This window comes from Microbacterium sp. NPDC056044 (assembly GCF_042267145.1).
Taxonomy (GTDB): Bacteria; Actinomycetota; Actinomycetes; order Actinomycetales; family Microbacteriaceae; genus Microbacterium.
Map to the genome: position 1 here is coordinate 557,332 of NZ_JBHJWZ010000001.1, position 18,094 is coordinate 575,425.

The 18,094-nt window shown below is 70.0% G+C and carries 16 protein-coding genes; 5 read left to right on the forward strand and 11 right to left on the reverse strand.

Annotated elements, in window-relative coordinates; genetic code table 11:
• Positions 1-37: 37 nt before the first annotated feature.
• The 4 genes from ACFC1I_RS02660 to dut form a co-directional block, all read right to left on the reverse strand.
• The gene (locus tag ACFC1I_RS02660) at positions 38-2,872 is read right to left on the reverse strand and encodes an aconitate hydratase (protein WP_376006316.1); all 2,835 of its coding nucleotides are present in this window, start codon (positions 2,870-2,872) and stop codon (positions 38-40) included.
• Positions 2,873-3,006: 134 nt separating this feature from the next.
• A complete protein-coding gene (locus ACFC1I_RS02665; protein ID WP_376006317.1) occupies positions 3,007-3,792 on the reverse strand; it encodes a DUF3159 domain-containing protein in 786 nt (261 codons plus the stop codon).
• Positions 3,789-4,388 (reverse strand): DUF3710 domain-containing protein, encoded by a 600-nt coding sequence (locus ACFC1I_RS02670; RefSeq protein WP_376006318.1) that lies wholly within the window; start codon positions 4,386-4,388, stop codon positions 3,789-3,791. Before ACFC1I_RS02670 ends, ACFC1I_RS02665 begins: the two co-directional genes overlap by 4 nt.
• Complete coding sequence (gene dut, locus ACFC1I_RS02675; RefSeq protein WP_376006319.1) at positions 4,385-4,837, reverse strand: dUTP diphosphatase; 453 nt, start codon at positions 4,835-4,837, stop codon at positions 4,385-4,387. The genes ACFC1I_RS02670 and dut overlap by 4 nt, the downstream gene beginning before the upstream one ends.
• A 12-nt stretch (positions 4,838-4,849) precedes the next feature.
• On the opposite strand from dut, the gene ACFC1I_RS02680 reads away from it, so the two are divergent.
• A complete protein-coding gene (locus tag ACFC1I_RS02680; RefSeq protein WP_376006320.1) occupies positions 4,850-5,353 on the forward strand; it encodes a DUF3093 domain-containing protein in 504 nt (167 codons plus the stop codon).
• Here the strand turns inward: ACFC1I_RS02680 and ACFC1I_RS02685 are convergent.
• Positions 5,328-5,621, reverse strand: coding sequence for a DUF4193 domain-containing protein (locus tag ACFC1I_RS02685; RefSeq protein WP_045302586.1), 294 nt, complete (start codon positions 5,619-5,621; stop codon positions 5,328-5,330). The two genes, ACFC1I_RS02680 and ACFC1I_RS02685, sit on opposite strands and share 26 nt — an antisense overlap.
• A 262-nt stretch (positions 5,622-5,883) precedes the next feature.
• On the opposite strand from ACFC1I_RS02685, the gene sepH reads away from it, so the two are divergent.
• Positions 5,884-6,927, forward strand: coding sequence for a septation protein SepH (gene sepH, locus ACFC1I_RS02690; RefSeq protein ID WP_376006321.1), 1,044 nt, complete (start codon positions 5,884-5,886; stop codon positions 6,925-6,927).
• A gap of 4 nt (positions 6,928-6,931) precedes the next feature.
• Here the strand turns inward: sepH and ACFC1I_RS02695 are convergent, their stop codons facing one another.
• Positions 6,932-8,053: an alkaline phosphatase family protein gene (locus ACFC1I_RS02695; RefSeq protein WP_376006322.1), complete on the reverse strand. Its 1,122-nt coding sequence runs from the start codon at positions 8,051-8,053 to the stop codon at positions 6,932-6,934.
• A 68-nt stretch (positions 8,054-8,121) separates the two neighbouring features.
• On the opposite strand from ACFC1I_RS02695, the gene ACFC1I_RS02700 reads away from it, so the two are divergent.
• Positions 8,122-10,581 (forward strand): DNA topoisomerase (ATP-hydrolyzing) subunit A, encoded by a 2,460-nt coding sequence (locus ACFC1I_RS02700; RefSeq protein ID WP_376006323.1) that lies wholly within the window; start codon positions 8,122-8,124, stop codon positions 10,579-10,581.
• Positions 10,582-10,648: 67 nt separating this feature from the next.
• Here the strand turns inward: ACFC1I_RS02700 and ACFC1I_RS02705 are convergent, their stop codons facing one another.
• Complete coding sequence (locus ACFC1I_RS02705; protein WP_376006324.1) at positions 10,649-12,730, reverse strand: type IIA DNA topoisomerase subunit B; 2,082 nt, start codon at positions 12,728-12,730, stop codon at positions 10,649-10,651.
• 167 nt (positions 12,731-12,897) lie between these two features.
• Between ACFC1I_RS02705 and ACFC1I_RS02710 the strand changes: the two genes are divergently transcribed.
• A complete protein-coding gene (locus tag ACFC1I_RS02710) occupies positions 12,898-13,116 on the forward strand; it encodes a hypothetical protein (protein ID WP_376006325.1) in 219 nt (72 codons plus the stop codon).
• 33 nt (positions 13,117-13,149) lie between these two features.
• Here the strand turns inward: ACFC1I_RS02710 and ACFC1I_RS02715 are convergent, their stop codons facing one another.
• Together ACFC1I_RS02715 and ACFC1I_RS02720 are read right to left on the reverse strand one after the other, a co-directional pair.
• The gene (locus ACFC1I_RS02715) at positions 13,150-14,199 is read right to left on the reverse strand and encodes an alanine racemase (protein ID WP_376006326.1); all 1,050 of its coding nucleotides are present in this window, start codon (positions 14,197-14,199) and stop codon (positions 13,150-13,152) included.
• Entirely contained in the window at positions 14,196-14,888 is a 693-nt protein-coding gene (locus ACFC1I_RS02720) for an alanine racemase C-terminal domain-containing protein (RefSeq protein WP_376006327.1), read from the reverse strand. The genes ACFC1I_RS02715 and ACFC1I_RS02720 overlap by 4 nt, the downstream gene beginning before the upstream one ends.
• A 43-nt stretch (positions 14,889-14,931) precedes the next feature.
• Here ACFC1I_RS02720 and ACFC1I_RS02725 point away from each other — a divergent pair, with 43 nt between their 5' ends.
• Entirely contained in the window at positions 14,932-15,954 is a 1,023-nt protein-coding gene (locus tag ACFC1I_RS02725; RefSeq protein WP_376006328.1) for a sugar-transfer associated ATP-grasp domain-containing protein, read from the forward strand.
• Between the two features lie 67 nt (positions 15,955-16,021).
• Here ACFC1I_RS02725 and ACFC1I_RS02730 read toward each other — a convergent pair whose 3' ends face one another.
• Both ACFC1I_RS02730 and ACFC1I_RS02735 read right to left on the reverse strand, forming a co-directional pair.
• Complete coding sequence (locus ACFC1I_RS02730; RefSeq protein WP_376006329.1) at positions 16,022-16,717, reverse strand: coenzyme F420-0:L-glutamate ligase; 696 nt, start codon at positions 16,715-16,717, stop codon at positions 16,022-16,024.
• Positions 16,714-18,057 (reverse strand): RNA polymerase sigma factor, encoded by a 1,344-nt coding sequence (locus ACFC1I_RS02735; protein WP_376006330.1) that lies wholly within the window; start codon positions 18,055-18,057, stop codon positions 16,714-16,716. Before ACFC1I_RS02735 ends, ACFC1I_RS02730 begins: the two co-directional genes overlap by 4 nt.
• Positions 18,058-18,094: the final 37 nt, after the last annotated feature.

The following is an 18,094-nucleotide window of genomic DNA, read 5'->3' on the forward strand; positions in this document are numbered from 1 at the left end:
CGGATGCCGCGGCATCCGGTCCCCCGTGAATCAGCTGTCAGACCAGCGAACGCAGCACGTACTGCAGGATGCCGCCGTTGCGGTAGTAGTCGGCCTCACCGGGCGTGTCGATGCGGACGACCGCGTCGAACTCCACGGTCTGCTTGCCCTCGGGCGAGAACTCGCTGGGCTCGGCCGTGACCTTGACGGTCTTCGGCGTCACGCCCTCGTTGAGCTGCTCGAGGCCCGTGATCGAGACGATCTCGGTGCCGTCCAGGCCCAGCGACTTCCAGCTCTCGCCGGCGGGGAACTGCAGCGGCACGACGCCCATGCCGATGAGGTTCGAGCGGTGGATGCGCTCGAAGCTCTCGGTGATGACCGCCTTGACGCCCAGCAGGTTGGTGCCCTTCGCCGCCCAGTCGCGCGACGAGCCCGAGCCGTACTCCTTGCCGCCGAACACGACGAGCGGAACGCCCTGCTCCTGGTAGTTCATCGACGCGTCGTAGATGAACGACTGCGGGCCGCCCTCCTGCGTGAAGTCGCGCGTGAAGCCGCCCTCGACGATCTGGCCGTCGTTGACCGCGGCGACGAGCTCGTTCTTGAGGCGGATGTTCGCGAACGTGCCGCGGATCATCACCTCGTGGTTGCCGCGGCGCGAGCCGAAGGAGTTGAAGTCCTTCTGCGCGACGCCGTGCTCGGTGAGGTACTGCGCGGCGGGGGTGCCCGCCTTGATGTTGCCGGCCGGCGAGATGTGATCGGTCGTGACCGAATCGCCGAGCGTGGCCATGACCCGCGCGCCGGTGATGTCGGCGACCGGGGTGAGGTCCATCGTCATGCCGTCGAAGTACGGCGCCTTGCGGACGTAAGTGGACTTCTGGTCCCACTCGAACTGGGCCGCGTCGGGCGTGGGCAGGCTCTTCCAGCGCTCGTCGCCGTCGAAGACGGTCGCGTACTGCTTGATGAACTGCTCGCGCGAGATCGACGAGTCGATCGTGGCCTGGACCTCTTCCGGCGTGGGCCAGATGTCCTTCAGGAAGACGTCGTTGCCGTCGGAGTCCTTGCCGAGCGGGTCGGTCTCGAAGTCGAAGTGCATCGAGCCGGCCAGCGCGTACGCGACCACGAGCGGCGGCGAGGCGAGGTAGTTCATCTTCACGTCGGGGCTGATGCGTCCCTCGAAGTTGCGGTTGCCCGAGAGCACCGCCGTCACAGCGAGGTCGTGGTCGTTGACGGCGGCCGAGACCTCTTCGATGAGCGGTCCCGAGTTGCCGATGCAGATCGTGCAGCCGTAGCCGACCGTGAAGAAGCCGAGACCCTCGAGCGCCTTGTCGAGGCCCGACTTCTCGTAGTAGTCCGTGACGACCTTCGAGCCCGGTCCCAGCGTGGTCTTGACCCAGGGCTTGCGCGTGAGGCCCTTGTCGAGCGCCTTCTTCGCCAGCAGGCCCGCCGCGAGCATGACCGAGGGGTTCGACGTGTTGGTGCACGACGTGATCGCCGCGAGGGTGACCGCGCCGTTGTCGAGGATGTAGGCCTCGCCGTCGGGGGTCGTCACCTTGACCGGCTTGGACGCCGTCGCGGGAGCGCCGCTGTTGATGTGCACCGGCCGCGTGGTGGGCTCCTCGTCGCCGGGGACGGCGCCGGGGTCGGATGCCGGGAAGGAGTGCTTCGACTCGAGGTCGACGATGTCGTCGCTCGTGGAGGCCGTCGCGTAGTTCACGATGTCCTTCTCAAACTGCGACTTCGCGTCGGACAGCAGGATGCGGTCCTGCGGGCGCTTCGGGCCGGCGATCGAGGGGACGACCGTCGAGAGGTCGAGCTCCAGGTACTCGCTGAAGGCGAGCTCGCGGGCCGGGTCGTGCCAGAGCGACTGCTCCTTCGCGTACGCCTCGACGAGCTCGACGGCGTGCTCGTCGCGACCGGTGAGGCGCAGGTAGTCGAGCGTCACGTCGTCGATCGGGAACATCGCGGCGGTCGAGCCGAACTCGGGGCTCATGTTGCCGATGGTGGCACGGTTGGCGAGCGGCACCGAGGCGACGCCCTCGCCGTAGAACTCGACGAACTTGCCGACGACGCCGTGCTTGCGCAGCATGTCGGTGATCGTGAGCACGACGTCGGTCGCGGTGACGCCGGCCGGGATCTGGCCGACGAGCTTGAAGCCGACGACGCGCGGGATGAGCATCGATACGGGCTGGCCGAGCATCGCGGCCTCTGCCTCGATGCCGCCGACGCCCCAGCCGAGCACGCCCAGGCCGTTGACCATGGTGGTGTGCGAGTCGGTGCCGACGCAGGTGTCGGGGTAGGCGCGGAGCGCGCCGCCGACCTGGCGGTCGTAGATGACCTTGGCGAGGTGCTCGATGTTCACCTGGTGAACGATGCCGGTGCCCGGCGGGACGACCTTGAAGTCGTCGAACGCCGTCTGGCCCCAGCGGAGGAACTGGTACCGCTCGCCGTTGCGCTCGTACTCGATCTCGACGTTGCGCTCGAGGGCGTCTTCGCGACCGAACAGGTCTGCGATGACGGAGTGGTCGATGACCAGCTCAGCCGGCGAGAGCGGGTTGATCTTGGAGGGGTCGCCGCCGAGACCGGTGACCGCCTCGCGCATGGTCGCGAGGTCGACGATGCACGGCACGCCGGTGAAGTCCTGCATCACGACGCGGGCCGGCGTGAACTGGATCTCGGTGTCGGGCTCGGCGTCGGGGTTCCACGAGCCGAGCGCCTGGATCTGCTCCTTGGTGACGTTCGCGCCATCCTCGGTGCGCAGCAGGTTCTCGAGGAGCACCTTCAGGCTGAACGGGAGCTTCTCGTACCCGGCGACCGTGTCGATGCGGAAGATCTCGTAGTCGGTGCTGCCGACCGTCAGGGTGCTCTTCGCACCGAAGCTGTCAACCGTGGACACGTCTGTCTCCTTCGTCGGCGGCGGGGTCGTGCCGGAGTGCGGCATTCCCCATCTTCCCCCGCACCGAAGCCCTCGGCTAGTGAGGTCGACCTAACGGTCCGGAGGAAATTTATCTTGATGTCGAGATAAATGTATCACTTCGGCGTGCGCGGGTAGAGCGCGCGCACGGCGAGCCACGTGACCGCGACCAGTGGGGCGAACAGCGGCAGGCCCATGATCAGCTTCAGGGTGCCGAGCGCGGCGACGTCCCCGGCGAAGTAGAGCGGCACCTGCACGATGAGCCGGAGCGCGAACAGGGACGCCCACGCGATCGACAGCCAGAAGAAGACGCGCCGCTTGCGCTTGTCTGCGCGCCACGCGGTGCCCTCGCCCATCAGGAACCCGACGGCGAGACCGATGAGCGGCCAGCCGATGAGCGCCGACACGAGGAACGCCGTGCCGTACAGCGTGTTGGTGAGGAAGCCCGGGATGAAGCTGTCCTCTCCCCGGCCCGTCCACAGCGACAGGCCCGCCGCCGCGGCGGCGGCGATCAGGCCGCCGATGGCGGCGCTCGCAGACTGCCGCTGGATGAGGCGGACGATCGTGAAGACCGCGGCGAGGCCGACCGACAGCCCGAGGCTCAGGATCAGGTTGCCCGACCGCGTCTCGGCGTCGTACGTCGCGGTCCACGCGACGAGGAACACGACGCCGGGAAGGACGGACTCGAGGATCCCGCGCCAGCCGCCCATCGCGGCCCACACGACGTGCCCCGTGGTCTTCCCCTCGGCAGGGTCGAGTCCGGCGCGGCGCGCGGCGCCGCCGAGCGCGGCACCGAGCACCTCCGATGCCGAGGGAGCCGCAGCATCCGTTCCGTCCGAAGCGGCGGCAGGGCTGTGCCCTGTGGCGTCCGCGGCGTCGTCGGGGCGGGAGGAGTCGCTCACGCCGAGCCCGGCGTGGCCGGCATCTTCAGCGGGATGAGGTCGCGGGGCGGCATCGGCGAGCCGCCGCGCACGACCACGATCGACCGGAAGAGGTCCTCGACGGACGCGGCGGCCTCGACATCGGCCGTCGCGGCGCCGCCGATGACTCCGCGCAGGAACCAGCGGGGGCCGTCGACGCCGACGAAGCGGGCCAGGCGCTTGCCCGCCGTGCCGTCGGGGCCGGCGACGACGGGGACCTCGGCGAGGAGCTCGGGACCGAGCGGTCCTTCGCGCTCCTCGACGCGACCGCCCTGCTGGCGGATCTGCTGGCGGATCTGCTCGCGCGTCTCCTCCCAGAGTCCGGCCGAGCGGGGCGCGGCGAACGGCTGCACCTGCAGCGTCGAGCCGGCGTAGTCGAGCCCGACGGCGACGATGCGCTTGGTCTGCTCCTCGACTTCGAGCCGCAGGTTCAGGCCCTCGCGGGGAAGGATCTTGATCCCGCCGAGGTCGATGTAGGGGCGGACCGGGTTGGCCTCGGACTCGTCGAACGGGCCGGTCGTGGCGCGGTCGTCGGGTGCGACCTTGCGCGGACCTTCGACGGATGAGGGATCGGTCATGCGAGGACTCCGTCCTTCTGGTAGCCCGTGGAGCCGAAGCCGCCCTCGCCGCGCACGCTGTCGGGCAGGGTTTCCACGGGGATGAACACGGCGCGCGGGACGGGCATCACGATGAGCTGGGCGATGCGATCGCCCACGGCGATGTCGTGCGCCTCGCTCGCATCGGTGTTCAGCAGGATCACCTTGATCTCGCCGCGGTAGCCCGCGTCGATGGTGCCCGGCGCGTTGACGACGGTGATGCCGTGCTTGGCGGCCAGACCGCTGCGCGGCACCACGAAGGCGACATGTCCCTCCGGCAGCGCGATGCGCACGCCGGTGCCGACGAGGGCGCGCTCGCCTGGCTCCAGGCGCACCGCCTCCGCCGCGACGAGGTCGGCTCCGGCATCCCCAGGGTGCGCATACACCGGGACGTCGGGGGCGATAATGGGGACGTCCACCGTTTCAGTCACCCAACGAGGGTAATGCAGAACTCAACGCCTCACGCCGGTGCCCGGACGGGGCACGCCGACAACTATCGCGAGCGGCTCGGCCCATCCTTGTGGATCCTCGTCGCCGCAGGGATGGCGGCGCCCATGGCCGCGCTCGTCGTCACGCCGATCGACACGACCGTCGCGCTCGTCGTGGGGGCCGGTGTCGGCATCCTGCTGATCGCGCTGATGATCCTCGCGGCTCCCGTCGTCGAGGTGCGCGACGGCGAGCTGCGGGCGGGACGCGCGCACATCGATGTCGATCTCCTGGGTGCCGGCGAGGTGCACCTCGGAGAGGATGCGCGTCATGCGCGCGGCGCGGGACTCGACCCGCGCTCGTGGCATCTGATCCGGGGCGGGATCGACGGCGTCGCCGTGTTCCCCGTGACAGATGCCGATGATCCGACGACCGCGTGGGTCATCTCCTCGCGGACGCCGGATCGGCTGGCCGCCGCTGTGCGGCGGGCTCAGATCACGCGGCGCACTCAGTACAGATAGGGCCGTCTGCGGTCTCGTGATCGAGCTGCGAGCGGTGCTTCACGAGGAAGCAGTTCGAACAGGTGAACTCGTCCTCCTGTGCGGGGAGAACGACGACGTCGAGCTCGAGGTCCGACAGGTCGGCACCAGGCAGCTCGAAGCCCGACGGGTTGTCGGCGTCCTCCACATCCACCGAGCCCGAGAGCTTGTCGGGAACGCGCTCCTTGAGCGCCTCGATCGACTCGCTGTCGTCCTCGGTCTTGCGGGGGGCGTCGTAATCGGTGGCCATGCGTGAAGATCTCAACTTCCGGGTATTCGCGGTTGCGCTCGCCCTTGCGGGCGGCGATAGTTTGCACGACCGTTTCCCTTTTCGCAAATGCGATCCGGCGCCGTCCTGACCGTGCGTTCGCGTGAAACTCGCGGCACGCGCGGGATATTCCCGGCGCTCGCGATGCCCTGTGACACGATGGGGCGGACAGGCGGGCTCTGAAGCCGCGAGTCCGCCGGACACGCGCAACCCAGAGCCGGCACGAGAAGCAGGGAGCGTCCGCATGGAACAGCTCAAGGTCATCGGAACCGAGGACGACAAGCTCATCCTGGCGACGGAGTCCGGCGACAGATTCACGCTCGACGTGGACGACGTGCTGCGCGGCGAGCTGCGCAAAGCCCGACGCGACCGCGAATCCGACTCGCAGACCCCGCGCCCGAGTCCTCGCGAGATCCAGGCCCACATCCGTGCGGGGCTGTCGGCGCGCGAGGTCGCCGAGCTCCTGGGCGCGCGCGTCGAGGACATCGTGCGCTTCGAGGGCCCGGTGCTCGCCGAGCGCGAGCACATCGTCGGCCAGGCGCTGGCTGTTCCCGTGCTCCTCGGCGGCGACTTCGAGGGCGACGGTCAGGCCACCTTCGGCTCCGCGGTGCGCGCCAAGCTCGGCGAGGCGGGCGCGATCGGCGAACGCTGGACCAGCTGGAAGGAGCCGTCCGGCTGGACCATCAAGCTGGAGTTCACGTCGAACGACATCGGCCATGACGCCCGCTGGGGATTCGACCCGCGACGCAGCACGCTGTCGCCGCTCAACGCGGACGCCATACAGCTCTCCCGTCAGGGATCGCTTCCGGAGGGGCTCATCCCCCGGCTGCGCGCCCTCGACGCCGTGCCGCCGAAGGACGACTCCCGCTTCGACAGCGGGGCGTTCGGCCCGCGCCGCCTGCCTGACGCCGACATCGAGTCGCCCGAGATCCCTGCGCCCGCCGCGGCCGCGGTGCAGGAGGCGGCGATCAAGCGTGCCAACGAGCCCGCCGTGGTGACCTCGGCCGAGACCGCCGACCTGCTCGAGGCGCTGCGCCGTCGTCGCGGTCAGCGCGAGCCGCTGCCCGGTGCCGAAGAGGTGGCGTCGGCTCCGCGCTCGCCCGCTCCTGTCGCGCTCTTCGACGCGCTCGAGCCGGGCTACGAGGAGTCCGCCGCCGAGGAGGAGCCGCCGGCGTCCGACTTCACGGCGCCCACTCCGGCCGCTGTCGCCGAGGCCGGCCGCCGCAAGGGGCGCACGTCGATGCCGTCGTGGGACGAGATCGTCTTCGGCGCCCGCTCCGACGACTGAGTCCTCAGGTTCCGGCGAACGCGCCCAGCCGGATGAGCGGGACGATGCGCTCCTCGTCCGTGAGCGAGCCGTGCTGCCCGACCATCTTCTGCGGCGCCTTGTCGGCGAGCCGGTCGTCGTAGTAGGCGACGCCGGCGCGCGAGGCGACGATCACATCGCCGATCCGCGGGGCGACCTCCGGGTCGACCGGGCCGATGAGGCCCGACGCGGCGAGTTCCGCGCGGGAGAACACCCAGGAACGGGATGCCTCGGCCTCCCGCCACCGAGCCAGCACGGCGTCGGCCGTACCGGGCTCGGCATAGAGGTGCAGCATCCGCGGCTCGCCGCCGATCAGGCGGACGCCGTCGAGGAGCTCGTCGCCCTCCTCCAGCAGCAGATGGCGGTGACGCGGCACATCGATCATGCCGTGGTCCGATGTCACCACCACGCCGGTCGTGCGGTCGAGGGATGACGAGAGGGTACGGGCCGCAGCATCCACCCGCTCCAGCGTCGCGACCCATTCGTCGGACTCCCAGCCGCGCTTGTGACCGATCGCGTCGAGATCGGGGGCGTAGAGATAGATGAGGGAACCGGGATGCTGCGCCGCGAGGTCCGCGGCGACGCGCACGCGCTCGTCGAGGTCATCGGCGCCGTGGAACTCCGCGTCGCCCAGGGTGGCCGACGTGAAGCCGGTGCCGGCGTATTCGTTGCGCGAGACGGCGAAGAACGGCCGGCCGAGCGCCGCGGACAGCGGGGCGGAGCGCTGGAATTCCAGCGGCAGTCCGTCGGTGTCCCAGCCGCGCAGCATGTTGACCACGTCGTCGGTGCCGGGCACGCGGGCCCGGTACCCGACGATGCCGTGCTCGCCCGGCAGCCTGCCGGTGAGGAGGCTGGTCAGCGCGGCCGCCGTGGTCGACGGGAAGACCGTGCGCGCGACATCCCGCTTCGCCCGGGCCTCGCTGAGGAAGCGCGCATGCCCGGCACGCGCGGAGAGGTTGTGCACCCCGAGGCCGTCGAGCACCCACACGATGGCGCTCCGTGCCGGGGCGAACCACTCGGATCCGCCTTCCAGCGCCGCCGACATCTCGGTCACGACACGGGTGAGGCTCCGGGCGCGGGGTGGGTCCACGGGTAGGCTGAGGGTCATCGGGGCCAGTCTCGCACACGCGGCCGCGCCCCCTCGCTCTCCGCCGTCACCCGAGGCTTCATCGACACATGCCCGCTTCCCGCACCGATTCCTCCCCCGCCGACCACGGACGCATCGAGGACGTCGACGTCTCGTCCGAGATGCAGACGTCGTTCCTCGAGTACGCGTACTCGGTCATCTACTCGCGGGCGCTCCCCGACGCGCGCGACGGGCTCAAGCCGGTGCAGCGGCGCATCCTTTTCCAGATGGCCGACATGGGCCTGCGCCCCGACCGCGGGCACGTCAAGAGCGCGCGCGTCGTCGGCGAGGTGATGGGAAAGCTGCACCCGCACGGCGACGCCCCCATCTACGACGCGCTGGTGCGGCTCGCGCAGCCGTTCTCGCTGCGTGTGCCGCTGGTCGACGGGCACGGCAACTTCGGCTCGCTCGACGACGGCCCCGCCGCGCCCCGCTACACCGAGGCGCGCCTCGCACCGCCGGCGCTGGCGCTCACCGAGAACCTCGACGAGGACGTCGTCGACTTCATCCCCAACTACGACGGCCAGTTCCAGCAGCCCGAGGTGCTGCCGGCCGCGTTCCCCAACCTGCTCGTCAATGGCACCACCGGCATCGCGGTCGGGATGGCCACGAACATGGCGCCGCACAACCTGATCGAGGTCGTCGGCGCCGCGACCCACCTGCTCGAGAACCCCGAGGCGACCGTCGACGAGCTCATGGAGTTCGTGCCCGGTCCCGACCTGCCCGGCGGCGGCATCATCGTCGGCCTCGACGGCATCAAGGACGCCTACACGAACGGCCGCGGCAGCTTCCGCACCCGGGCCAAGGTGTCGATCGAGTCGCTCGGCCCGCGCCGCACCGGCCTCGTCGTGACCGAGCTGCCGTATCTCGTCGGACCCGAGCGCGTCATCGAGAAGATCAAGGACGCCGTCAACGCGAAGAAGCTCCAGGGCATCGCGGACGTCAACGACCTGACCGACCGCCATCACGGTCTGCGCCTCGTCATCGGCATCAAGACGGGCTTCGACCCGCAGGCGGTGCTCGACCACCTCTATCGCCTGACGCCCCTCGAGGACTCGTTCAGCATCAACAACGTCGCGCTCGTCGAGGGGCAGCCGCAGACTCTGGGTCTGCGCGAGCTCCTCCGCGTGTACCTCGACCACCGCATCAGCGTGGTCACGCGCCGCAGCCGCTACCGGCTCGAGCGACGCAAGGAACGCCTGCACCTCGTCGAGGGCCTCCTCATCGCGATCCTCGACATCGACGAGGTCATCCAGGTCATCCGCACGTCCGACGACAGCGAGCAGGCGCGCACGCGCCTCATGAGCGTCTTCGACCTGTCGGAGGCGCAGTCCGAGTACATCCTTGAGCTGCGGCTGCGCCGCCTCACGAAGTTCTCGCGCATCGAGCTCGAGGCCGAGCGCGACAACCTCAAGAAGGAGATCGCCCAGCTCGAGGAGCTGCTCGGCAGTGATGTGCTGCTGCGCGCGCAGGTGGCGAAGGAGCTGGATGCCGCCGCGGAGGCGTTCGGCACCCCCCGGCGCACGCTGCTGCTCAACGGCGGCCCGGTCCAGCCGCGCTCGCGGGCAGCGGCGGCGGCCGCGGATCTGCAGATCGCGGATGCGCCGTGCCGCGTGTTCCTCTCGGCCTCCGGCCGCATGGTGCGCGCCGAGCTCGTGGCCGATGCCCCCGGCGGAGGCATCGTGGCGCCGGCGCGACGCTCCAAGCACGACGCGATCCGCTCCGCCGTGGACGCCACCACGCGAGGCGACATCGGCGCGGTGACGAACCTCGGCCGCCTGGTGCGCTTCTCCCCCGTCGACCTGCCGTCGGTTCCCGCCAACTCGGTGCAGCTCGCGGCCGGCACGCGCGGCGACCAGTATCTCGGGCTCAGCGGCGGCGAGCACATCGTCGCCGTCGTGCCGCTCACCGGCGTCCCGCCGATCGCGATCGGCACGGCGCAGGGCATCGTCAAGCGCGTGGCCGCCAGCGAGATCGCGAACAAGCACGACATCGAGATCATCGCCCTCAAGGACGGCGACCGGGTCGTCGGAGCGGCCCCCGCCTCTGACGGCGCCGAACTGGTGTTCGTGGCGAGCGACGCGCAGCTGCTGCGCTTCGACGCGTCGTCGGTGCGCCCGCAGGGCCGCTCCGCCGGCGGCATGGCCGGCATCCGTCTCACCGATGGCGCGCAGGTGATCGCGTTCGACGTCGTCGGCCCCTCCGAGTTCGACGCCGTCGTGGTGACGATCGCCGGTTCGACGACGGCGCTGGCGGGCACCGACGCCGGCAGCGCCAAGGTGTCGCTGTTCAGCGAGTTCCCCGCCAAGGGCCGCGCCACGGGCGGCGTGCGTGCTCAGCGGTTCCTCAAGGGAGAAGACGCGCTCACCATCGCCTGGGTCGGCACCGATCCGCGCGCGATCGGCTCGGACGGCGCGACCCGCGCCCTGCCCGAGTCCGGCGCGAAGCGCGACGCCTCGGGGACCCCGGTCGACGGCGTCATCGGCGCCGTCGGCACCGGCGTCCGCTAGACCGCACACGCGTGAGGCGCACCGGCCCGGCCGGTGCGCCTCAGGTCTGTCTGTGCGTCGCGGTGGCTCAGGCGTCGATGCGCTCGCGCACCAGCCGGTCGCTGGAGTCGATGATGAACTCCTTGCGGGGCGCCACGTCGTTGCCCATGAGCAGTTCGAAGACGGATGCCGCGGCCTCGGCGTCCTGCATCCGCACCCGTCGCAGGGTCCGGCCGTTGCGGTCCATGGTGGTCGTCGCGAGCTGGTCGGCGTCCATCTCACCCAGGCCCTTGTAGCGCTGCACCGGCTCCTGCCAGCGCTTGCCGGCCTTGGTGAGCTTCGTGAGGAGTCCGTGCAGCTCCGCCTCGGAGTACGTGTAGATCGTCTCGTTCGGCTTGGAGCCCGGGTTCATCACGACCACGCGGTGCAGCGGCGGGACGGCGGCGTAGACGCGGCCCTCGTCGATGAGAGGTCGCATGTAGCGGAAGAACAGGGTGAGCAGCAGCGTGCGGATGTGCGCGCCGTCGACGTCGGCGTCGCTCATCAGGATGATCTTGCCGTAGCGAGCGGTGCTGAGGTCGAACGAACGGCCGGAGCCGGCGCCGATCACCTGGATGATGGCGGCGCACTCGGCGTTCGACAGCATGTCGCTGATGGAAGCCTTCTGCACGTTGAGGATCTTGCCGCGGATCGGCAGCAGCGCCTGGAACTCGCTGTTGCGCGCGAGCTTGGCGGTGCCGAGCGCCGAGTCGCCCTCGACGATGAACAGCTCGGACTCGGCAACGTCGTTCGACCGGCAGTCGGCGAGCTTCGCCGGCAGTGACGACGACTCGAGCGCGTTCTTGCGGCGTTGTGTCTCTTTGTGGGTGCGCGCCGAGATGCGCGCCTTCATCTCGGAGACGACCTTGTCGAGCAGCAGCGAGGTCTGCGCCTTGTCGTCGCGCTTGGACGACTGGAACCGCGCGGTGAGCTCGCGGGTGACGACGTTCGACACGATCTGGCGGACCGCCGGCGTGCCGAGGACCTCCTTGGTCTGGCCCTCGAACTGCGGCTCGGGAAGACGCACCGTCAAGACGGCGGTGAGCCCGGCGAGGATGTCGTCCTTCTCGAGCTTGTCGTTGCCGACCTTGAGGCGACGCGCATTCTGCGTCACCTGATCGCGCAGCACCTTCATGAGGCCCTGTTCGAACCCCTGCTGGTGCGTGCCGCCCTTGGGCGTGGCGATGATGTTGACGAACGAGCGCGACGTCGTCTCGTAGCCGGTGCCCCACCTGACCGCGATGTCGACGTGGCACTCGCGCTCGACCTCGGTCGGGACCATGGCGCCCGACGGCTGCAGCACCGGGACCGTCTCGGTGAACTTCCCTTCGCCCGTGAGCCGCCAGGTGTCGGTGACGCCCGAGTCAGGGGCCAGGAAGTCGGCGAACTCCGAGATGCCGCCGTCGAAGCGGTAGCTCGTCTCGACGGGCTCGCCCGACTCGGTGCCGCCGCGCTCGTCGCGGATGACGATCTCGAGGCCGGGCACGAGGAAGGCGGTCTGGCGCGCACGCTGCTCGAGCTCCTGCAGGTTGAACGCGGCGTCCTTCGTGAAGATCTGCCGGTCGGCCCAGTAGCGGATGCGCGTGCCGGTCACGCCCTTCGCAGCGCGTCCTGCGACGCGCAGCTCGCTGCGCTCCTCGAAGGGCGTGAAGCCCGAATCGGGGCTCCCGTTCGAGAACACTCCGGGCTCGCCCCGGTGGAACGACATCGCCCACGTCTTGCCGCCGCGGTCGACCTCGACGTCGAGGCGCTCCGAGAGCGCGTTGACGACGGATGCCCCGACGCCGTGCAGACCGCCCGACGCCGCGTACGAGCCGCCGCCGAACTTGCCGCCGGCATGAAGCTTCGTGAAGACGACCTCGACGCCCGACAGCCCCGTGCGGGGTTCGATGTCGACCGGGATGCCGCGGGCGCGGTCGCGCACCTCGACGCTGCCGTCGGCGTGGAGCACGATGTCGATGCGCGAGCCGTGGCCGGCGAGGGCCTCGTCGACGGAGTTGTCGATGATCTCCCACAAGCAGTGCATGAGGCCGCGCGAGTCGGTCGAGCCGATGTACATGCCGGGGCGCTTGCGGACCGCCTCGAGCCCTTCGAGCACCTGGAGATGATGGGCGGAGTACTCGGCGGTCACAATCTCCCATCGTAATCGGGGCTCCCGACAGACCCGCACAGACACGCTTCGACGTCGAGGGCGTACGCGCTCAGCGAAATGTCCTCCATTCGCGGCATTCTCGAATCCTCGGCGTGGTTGTATTTCATGACCGCGAGAGAGTTCTACGAATACGAGGAGGCACCGAAATGACCACGCTATCGACACCCACCGAGACCGGCGCCGTCCTCGAGTACCGCCTCACCGCCATGGATCGCTGTGATTCCTGTGGTGCGCAGGCGTACATCGCCGCAGAGGTCAACGGCAGCGAACTGCTCTTCTGCGCCCACCACGGCCGCAAGTACGAAGAGAAGCTCCGCGCCATCGCCACCTCGTGGCACGACGAGACCGCTCGCCTGGCCGAGTAGGCGCTCCGTCCCGGCAGACCCGCACCCGTCGCTTCAGCGGCGGGTGTATCTGCGTTCCACGAGGGGTGACACGCGCAGGGCGATCTCTTCACCGATCGTTCCGATGATCTCGGCGAGATCGGTCGCTGTGCTCTCCCCCGCTCCGCCCGGTCCGTAGACCGTGACGATGTCACCGACCGACGCGCCCGACCACGCGACGACCCGCGAGTCCGAGGCGCCGACGGCCGCGAGCGAGCGGCTCCCCGCCGGCGTCCCGACGCTTGCGCGCTGCTGGAGGGATGACGGCAGACCGTGCAGCGCGCCCAGGTCGATGCGGGCGACATCCTCGCCGACCTCCACGACCTCCGCCGTGAGAGTGCCGATGGGCCGCAGGCCGAGGTCGTCGGCGGAGGGGCCTCCGGCGGAGCGGATGCCGTAGCAGAACGCCCCCACGCGCACCATGTCGTAGCGGAACTGCGGGCGTGCGAACGCGGCCGCGCTGGCGGCCAGATGGCGCATCTCCGGGTGCAGGCCCGCCGTCGCGGCCTGCTCGAGCGCCCACTCGTAGACCTGCCGGGCGTCGTCGTCCTCGGCGTCCGACGCCTCCGCGATGTGGCTCCAGACGCCGACGACGTCGATGACGCGCTCCGCCTGCAGCGCGGCCGCGCGTGCCACGAAGGCCGGCCAGTGCTCGGGGCGCACGCCGTTGCGATGCAGACCGGTGTCGATCTTGAGGTGCACCCGCACCGCCGCGCGGGCATCGCGGGCGGCGTCCGCGAGCTCCTCGAGCAGATCGGCGTCGCCGATACCCAGGTCGATCCGTGCGGCGACGGCGTGGTCGAGGTCCTCGCGCGACGCGGCGATCCAGGCGAAGATGCGGGCGTCGTCGCCCACGGCGGCGCGCACGGCGCACCCCGTCCGCACGTCGAAGGCGCCGAACCACGTCACCCCCGCGGCGGCTGCGGCCCGCACGACGGGCTCGAGGCCGTGGCCGTAGGCGTCGTCCTTGACCACGAGCATGAGCTCCGCCGGCGACACCGTGTCGCGCACGCGCGAGACGTTGGCCGCGAGGGCATCGAGATCGACGTGCAGGTGCGCGGTCACGCTGCCTCCCGCCGGATGGCGCGCAGTCCGACCGTCGTGACGAGTTCGCCGGCGGTGAGTCCGGTCGCACGCACCCAGTCGCCGAGAGACGGCTCACCGTGCGCCGGGTCGCCGAGGAACAGCACCTCCGCACCGCGCGGGACCGCAGCATCCCCGATCTCCACCACGCACACGTCCATCGCGACGCGGCCGACGATCCGGTGACGCTCCCCCGCGATCGCGACGTCGACGGCGCCGCCCAGCGAGCGGACGACGCCCTGCGCGTACCCGCCGGTGACGAGCGCGACACGGGTGTCGGCGGGCGCGCGGTACGCGTAGCCGTACGACACGCCCTCGCCCGCGCGGAGGTCCTTGACCGAGAGCACGGTGCCCGACAGCCGCAGTGCGGGCGCGACCGCGTGCTCGGCACCGGGGAGTCCGAAGAGCGACGCCGCGGCCAGCGCGTCGCCGGGTGCGGCCCCGGGGTCAGAGCGTTCGAAGCCCGTGGCCGTGAGTACGTCGCGCACGAGTTCAGCGCCGTGGCCCCAGGCATCCGCGTCCAGGACCGACGGATCGTACGAACGGATGCCGCGCTCCCGCGCCGCACGGACGTTCGCGGTCAGCGCGGCCCGCGACACCCACGCGACCGGAGCGCTACGGGGGTCCGATCCCGGCACGGCGTGGTCGTGCCCAGGGATCGCGGAACTCACGCCCCTAGACTATCGGGGTCCCCGAACCGAACCCGGAGCACGCATGTCTTCTCAGGGCCTCGCCCTCTCGAACCGCCTTCGTTACCTTGCGTGGCGGGTCCGTCGCATCGATGTCGGCTCCGTGCTGGAGCGCGCGAAAGAGACCGCCCACGAGCATGGCAAATGGACTCCCGCGGTCGTCGTCGACATGCTGTGGTCGGCGGGATTCCGGCAGGTCGGCTTCCAGGACTACGTCGACTACGACTTCGCGATCCTCACCCGCGCGGAGCGCGCGACGTACATGACGCATCCGGTGTCGAACGAGCTTTCGCAGAAATACGACGACCCCGCCTACCGCGGCCAGTTCCAGGACAAGGTCGAGTTCGACCGCACGTTCAGCGAGTTCCTGCGTCGGGACTGGATGGTCGTCGAGGAGGGCAACGCCGACGCCGTGCGCGCCTTCGCCGAGAAGCACGGCACGATCGTCACCAAGGAGCCGGTGGGTCAGGCGGGCACCGGCGTGCACCGCTACCACGCGGCCGACGTGACCGACTGGGACGACTTCCACCGCGGCCTGCTCTCGCGCGGCGAGCTGCTCATCGAGGAGGTCATCCGTCAGCACGCCGACCTCGCGGCGGTGTGCCCCGGCACGGTCAACACGACCCGTGTCACGGCGTTCTTCGACGGCGAGAAGACCCACATCCTCGCGATGGCGCAGAAGTTCGGCCGCGGCGCGGTGAGCGACCAGATGACGTTCGGCGGCTTCTACACGATGCTCGACGAGAACGGTCGCGCCGTCGGCCCCGGCTACGACTCGCACAGCCACGTGCACGAGAAGCATCCCGACAGCGGCTTCGTCATCGCCGACTTCCAGCTGCCGATGGTCGACGAGGTCAAGGCGTTCGTCGACCAGGTCGCGCGCGTCGTGCCGCAGATCCAGTACGTCGGCTGGGACATCGTGGTCTCGCCCGACGGACCGGTGCTCGTCGAGGGCAACTGGGGCGCCGGCGTCTACGAGAACAAACCGAGCGTCACCGGCATCCGCACCGGCCACAAGCCCCGCTATCGCGCGGCGATCGGCTTCTGAGCCGTTCCTGAACGCGAGAAGGGCGCGGCATCCATGATGGATGCCGCGCCCTTCTGCGATGCGTGGTTCAGATCGTGCGGACGATGCCGAGCGGCGTCGACTGGTGGCCCTGGCCCAGCGGGTTGTCCTTGAGGATCGAGACGAGACGCTTCTCTTCCGCCTTGTCGAGCGTCGAGCCGAGGATGTTGCCACCGAGGTCGTTGATGTCGACCACCGCGACCTCGGGCACGCCGCCGAGCAGCGCCTTGAGGTGCGTCGCGACCTCGCGCGGACGCTCCGGTCCGAGGACGACGGCCTTGTTGTACGGCGGGATGGTGCCCGACGTCGGCCCGTCGATGGCCCGGGCCTTGTCGCCGGCGATGCGGTAGAAGTCGCCCTTGCGGCCGAAGAGCTTGGTCACGGCCGACACGGCGGCTGCGAACAGGATGCGGATCGTGCCGCATTCGCGGAGCGCCATCTCCATCGTCTCGGGCATGCCGAGGCCGATGCCGTACGGCGTGCGCGTCACGTACTTCGAGAGGAAGAGCGCCAGCTTGCGGGGCTTGATGTCTTCCACGAGGTACGAGCGGCCCTGCGTGATCGCGACGATCTTCTCGGTCACGAACAGCAGGTCGCCCTCGCGCACCACATCGGCCGCGTACTCCTTCACGAACGCGTCGAGGTCGTCGCCCGGCATCACGACCCGCGTGCGGATCGGGATGCGGGCGAACGACGAGCCCTCGACCTGGACGGTGAGCGCCTTGCCGGCGTTCGCCTCACTCACTCGAGGTAGTCCCGCAGCGACTGCGAACGCGACGGGTGCCGCAGCTTCGCCATCGTCTTCGACTCGATCTGGCGGATGCGCTCGCGGGTGACCCCGAACGTGTCGCCGATCTGGTCGAGCGTCTTCGGCTGGCCGTCGCCGAGGCCGAAGCGCATGCGGATCACGCCCGCCTCGCGCTCCGAGAGCGAGTCGAGGAGCGACTCGAGCTGACGCTGAAGCATCGTGAAGCCCACCGCGTCGGCGGGGACCACGGCCTCGGTGTCCTCGATGAGGTCGCCGAACTCGCTGTCGCCGTCCTCACCGAGGGGCGTGTGCAGCGAGATCGGCTCGCGGCCGTACTTCTGCACCTCGATGACCTTCTCGGGGGTCATGTCGAGTTCGCGGCTCAGCTCCTCGGGCGTGGGTTCGCGACCGAGGTCCTGCAGCATCTGACGCTGCACGCGCGCGAGCTTGTTGATGACCTCGACCATGTGCACCGGGATGCGGATGGTGCGCGCCTGGTCGGCCATGGCGCGGGTGATGGCCTGACGGATCCACCACGTCGCGTACGTCGAGAACTTGAAGCCCTTGGTGTAGTCGAACTTCTCGACCGCGCGGATGAGACCGAGGTTGCCCTCCTGGATCAGATCCAGGAACTGCATGCCGCGACCGGTGTAGCGCTTGGCGAGCGACACCACGAGGCGCAGGTTCGCGCCGAGCAGGTGGCTCTTCGCGCGCTGGCCGTCGCGGGCGACCCACTGGAGGTCCAGTCCGAGCTGCGAGGTCTTCTCGGCCGCCGACATGTGCGACAGCTTCTCTTCGGCGAAGAGCCCCGCCTCGATGCGCATCGCGAGCTCGACCTCTTCGGCCGCGTTCAGGAGCGGCACCTTGCCGATCTGCTTGAGGTAGTCCTTGACCGGGTCGGCCGTCGCGCCCGTGATCTGGGTCGAGTAGACGGGGACGTCGTCCTCGTCGCTCGACGAGATGACGATCGCGCCGGTGGGAAGGGGCTCGGTGAACGCCGGCTTGGTGCTCCCCTCCTCTTCCTCCTCGTCCTCGCTCGCGTTCGCGTCGTCGCCCGAGGGCTTGGCGCCCTTGGCCGGCGTGCCGGCCGCGGCTGCGTCGTCGCCCTCTGCCTCGTCGCCGTCGTCCTCGAGTTCGACGTCGTCGTCGAGCTCCTCGACGTCGTCCTCGAACTCGTCGTCCGACTTCTTCGCGCGCTTGGACGCGGTCTTCGGCGCGGCCTTCGTCTTGGCGGCGCCCTTGGCTGCGGGAGCCTTCTTGGCAGCCGCCGCCTTCGTCTCGTCCGTCTCGGTGTCCTTCGCGGCCGAGCGAGCCTTGGTGTTCGTGCCTGGAGTCACGTTTCGCCTTTCACCGGTCGAAGCGCCGTGCGCCTCT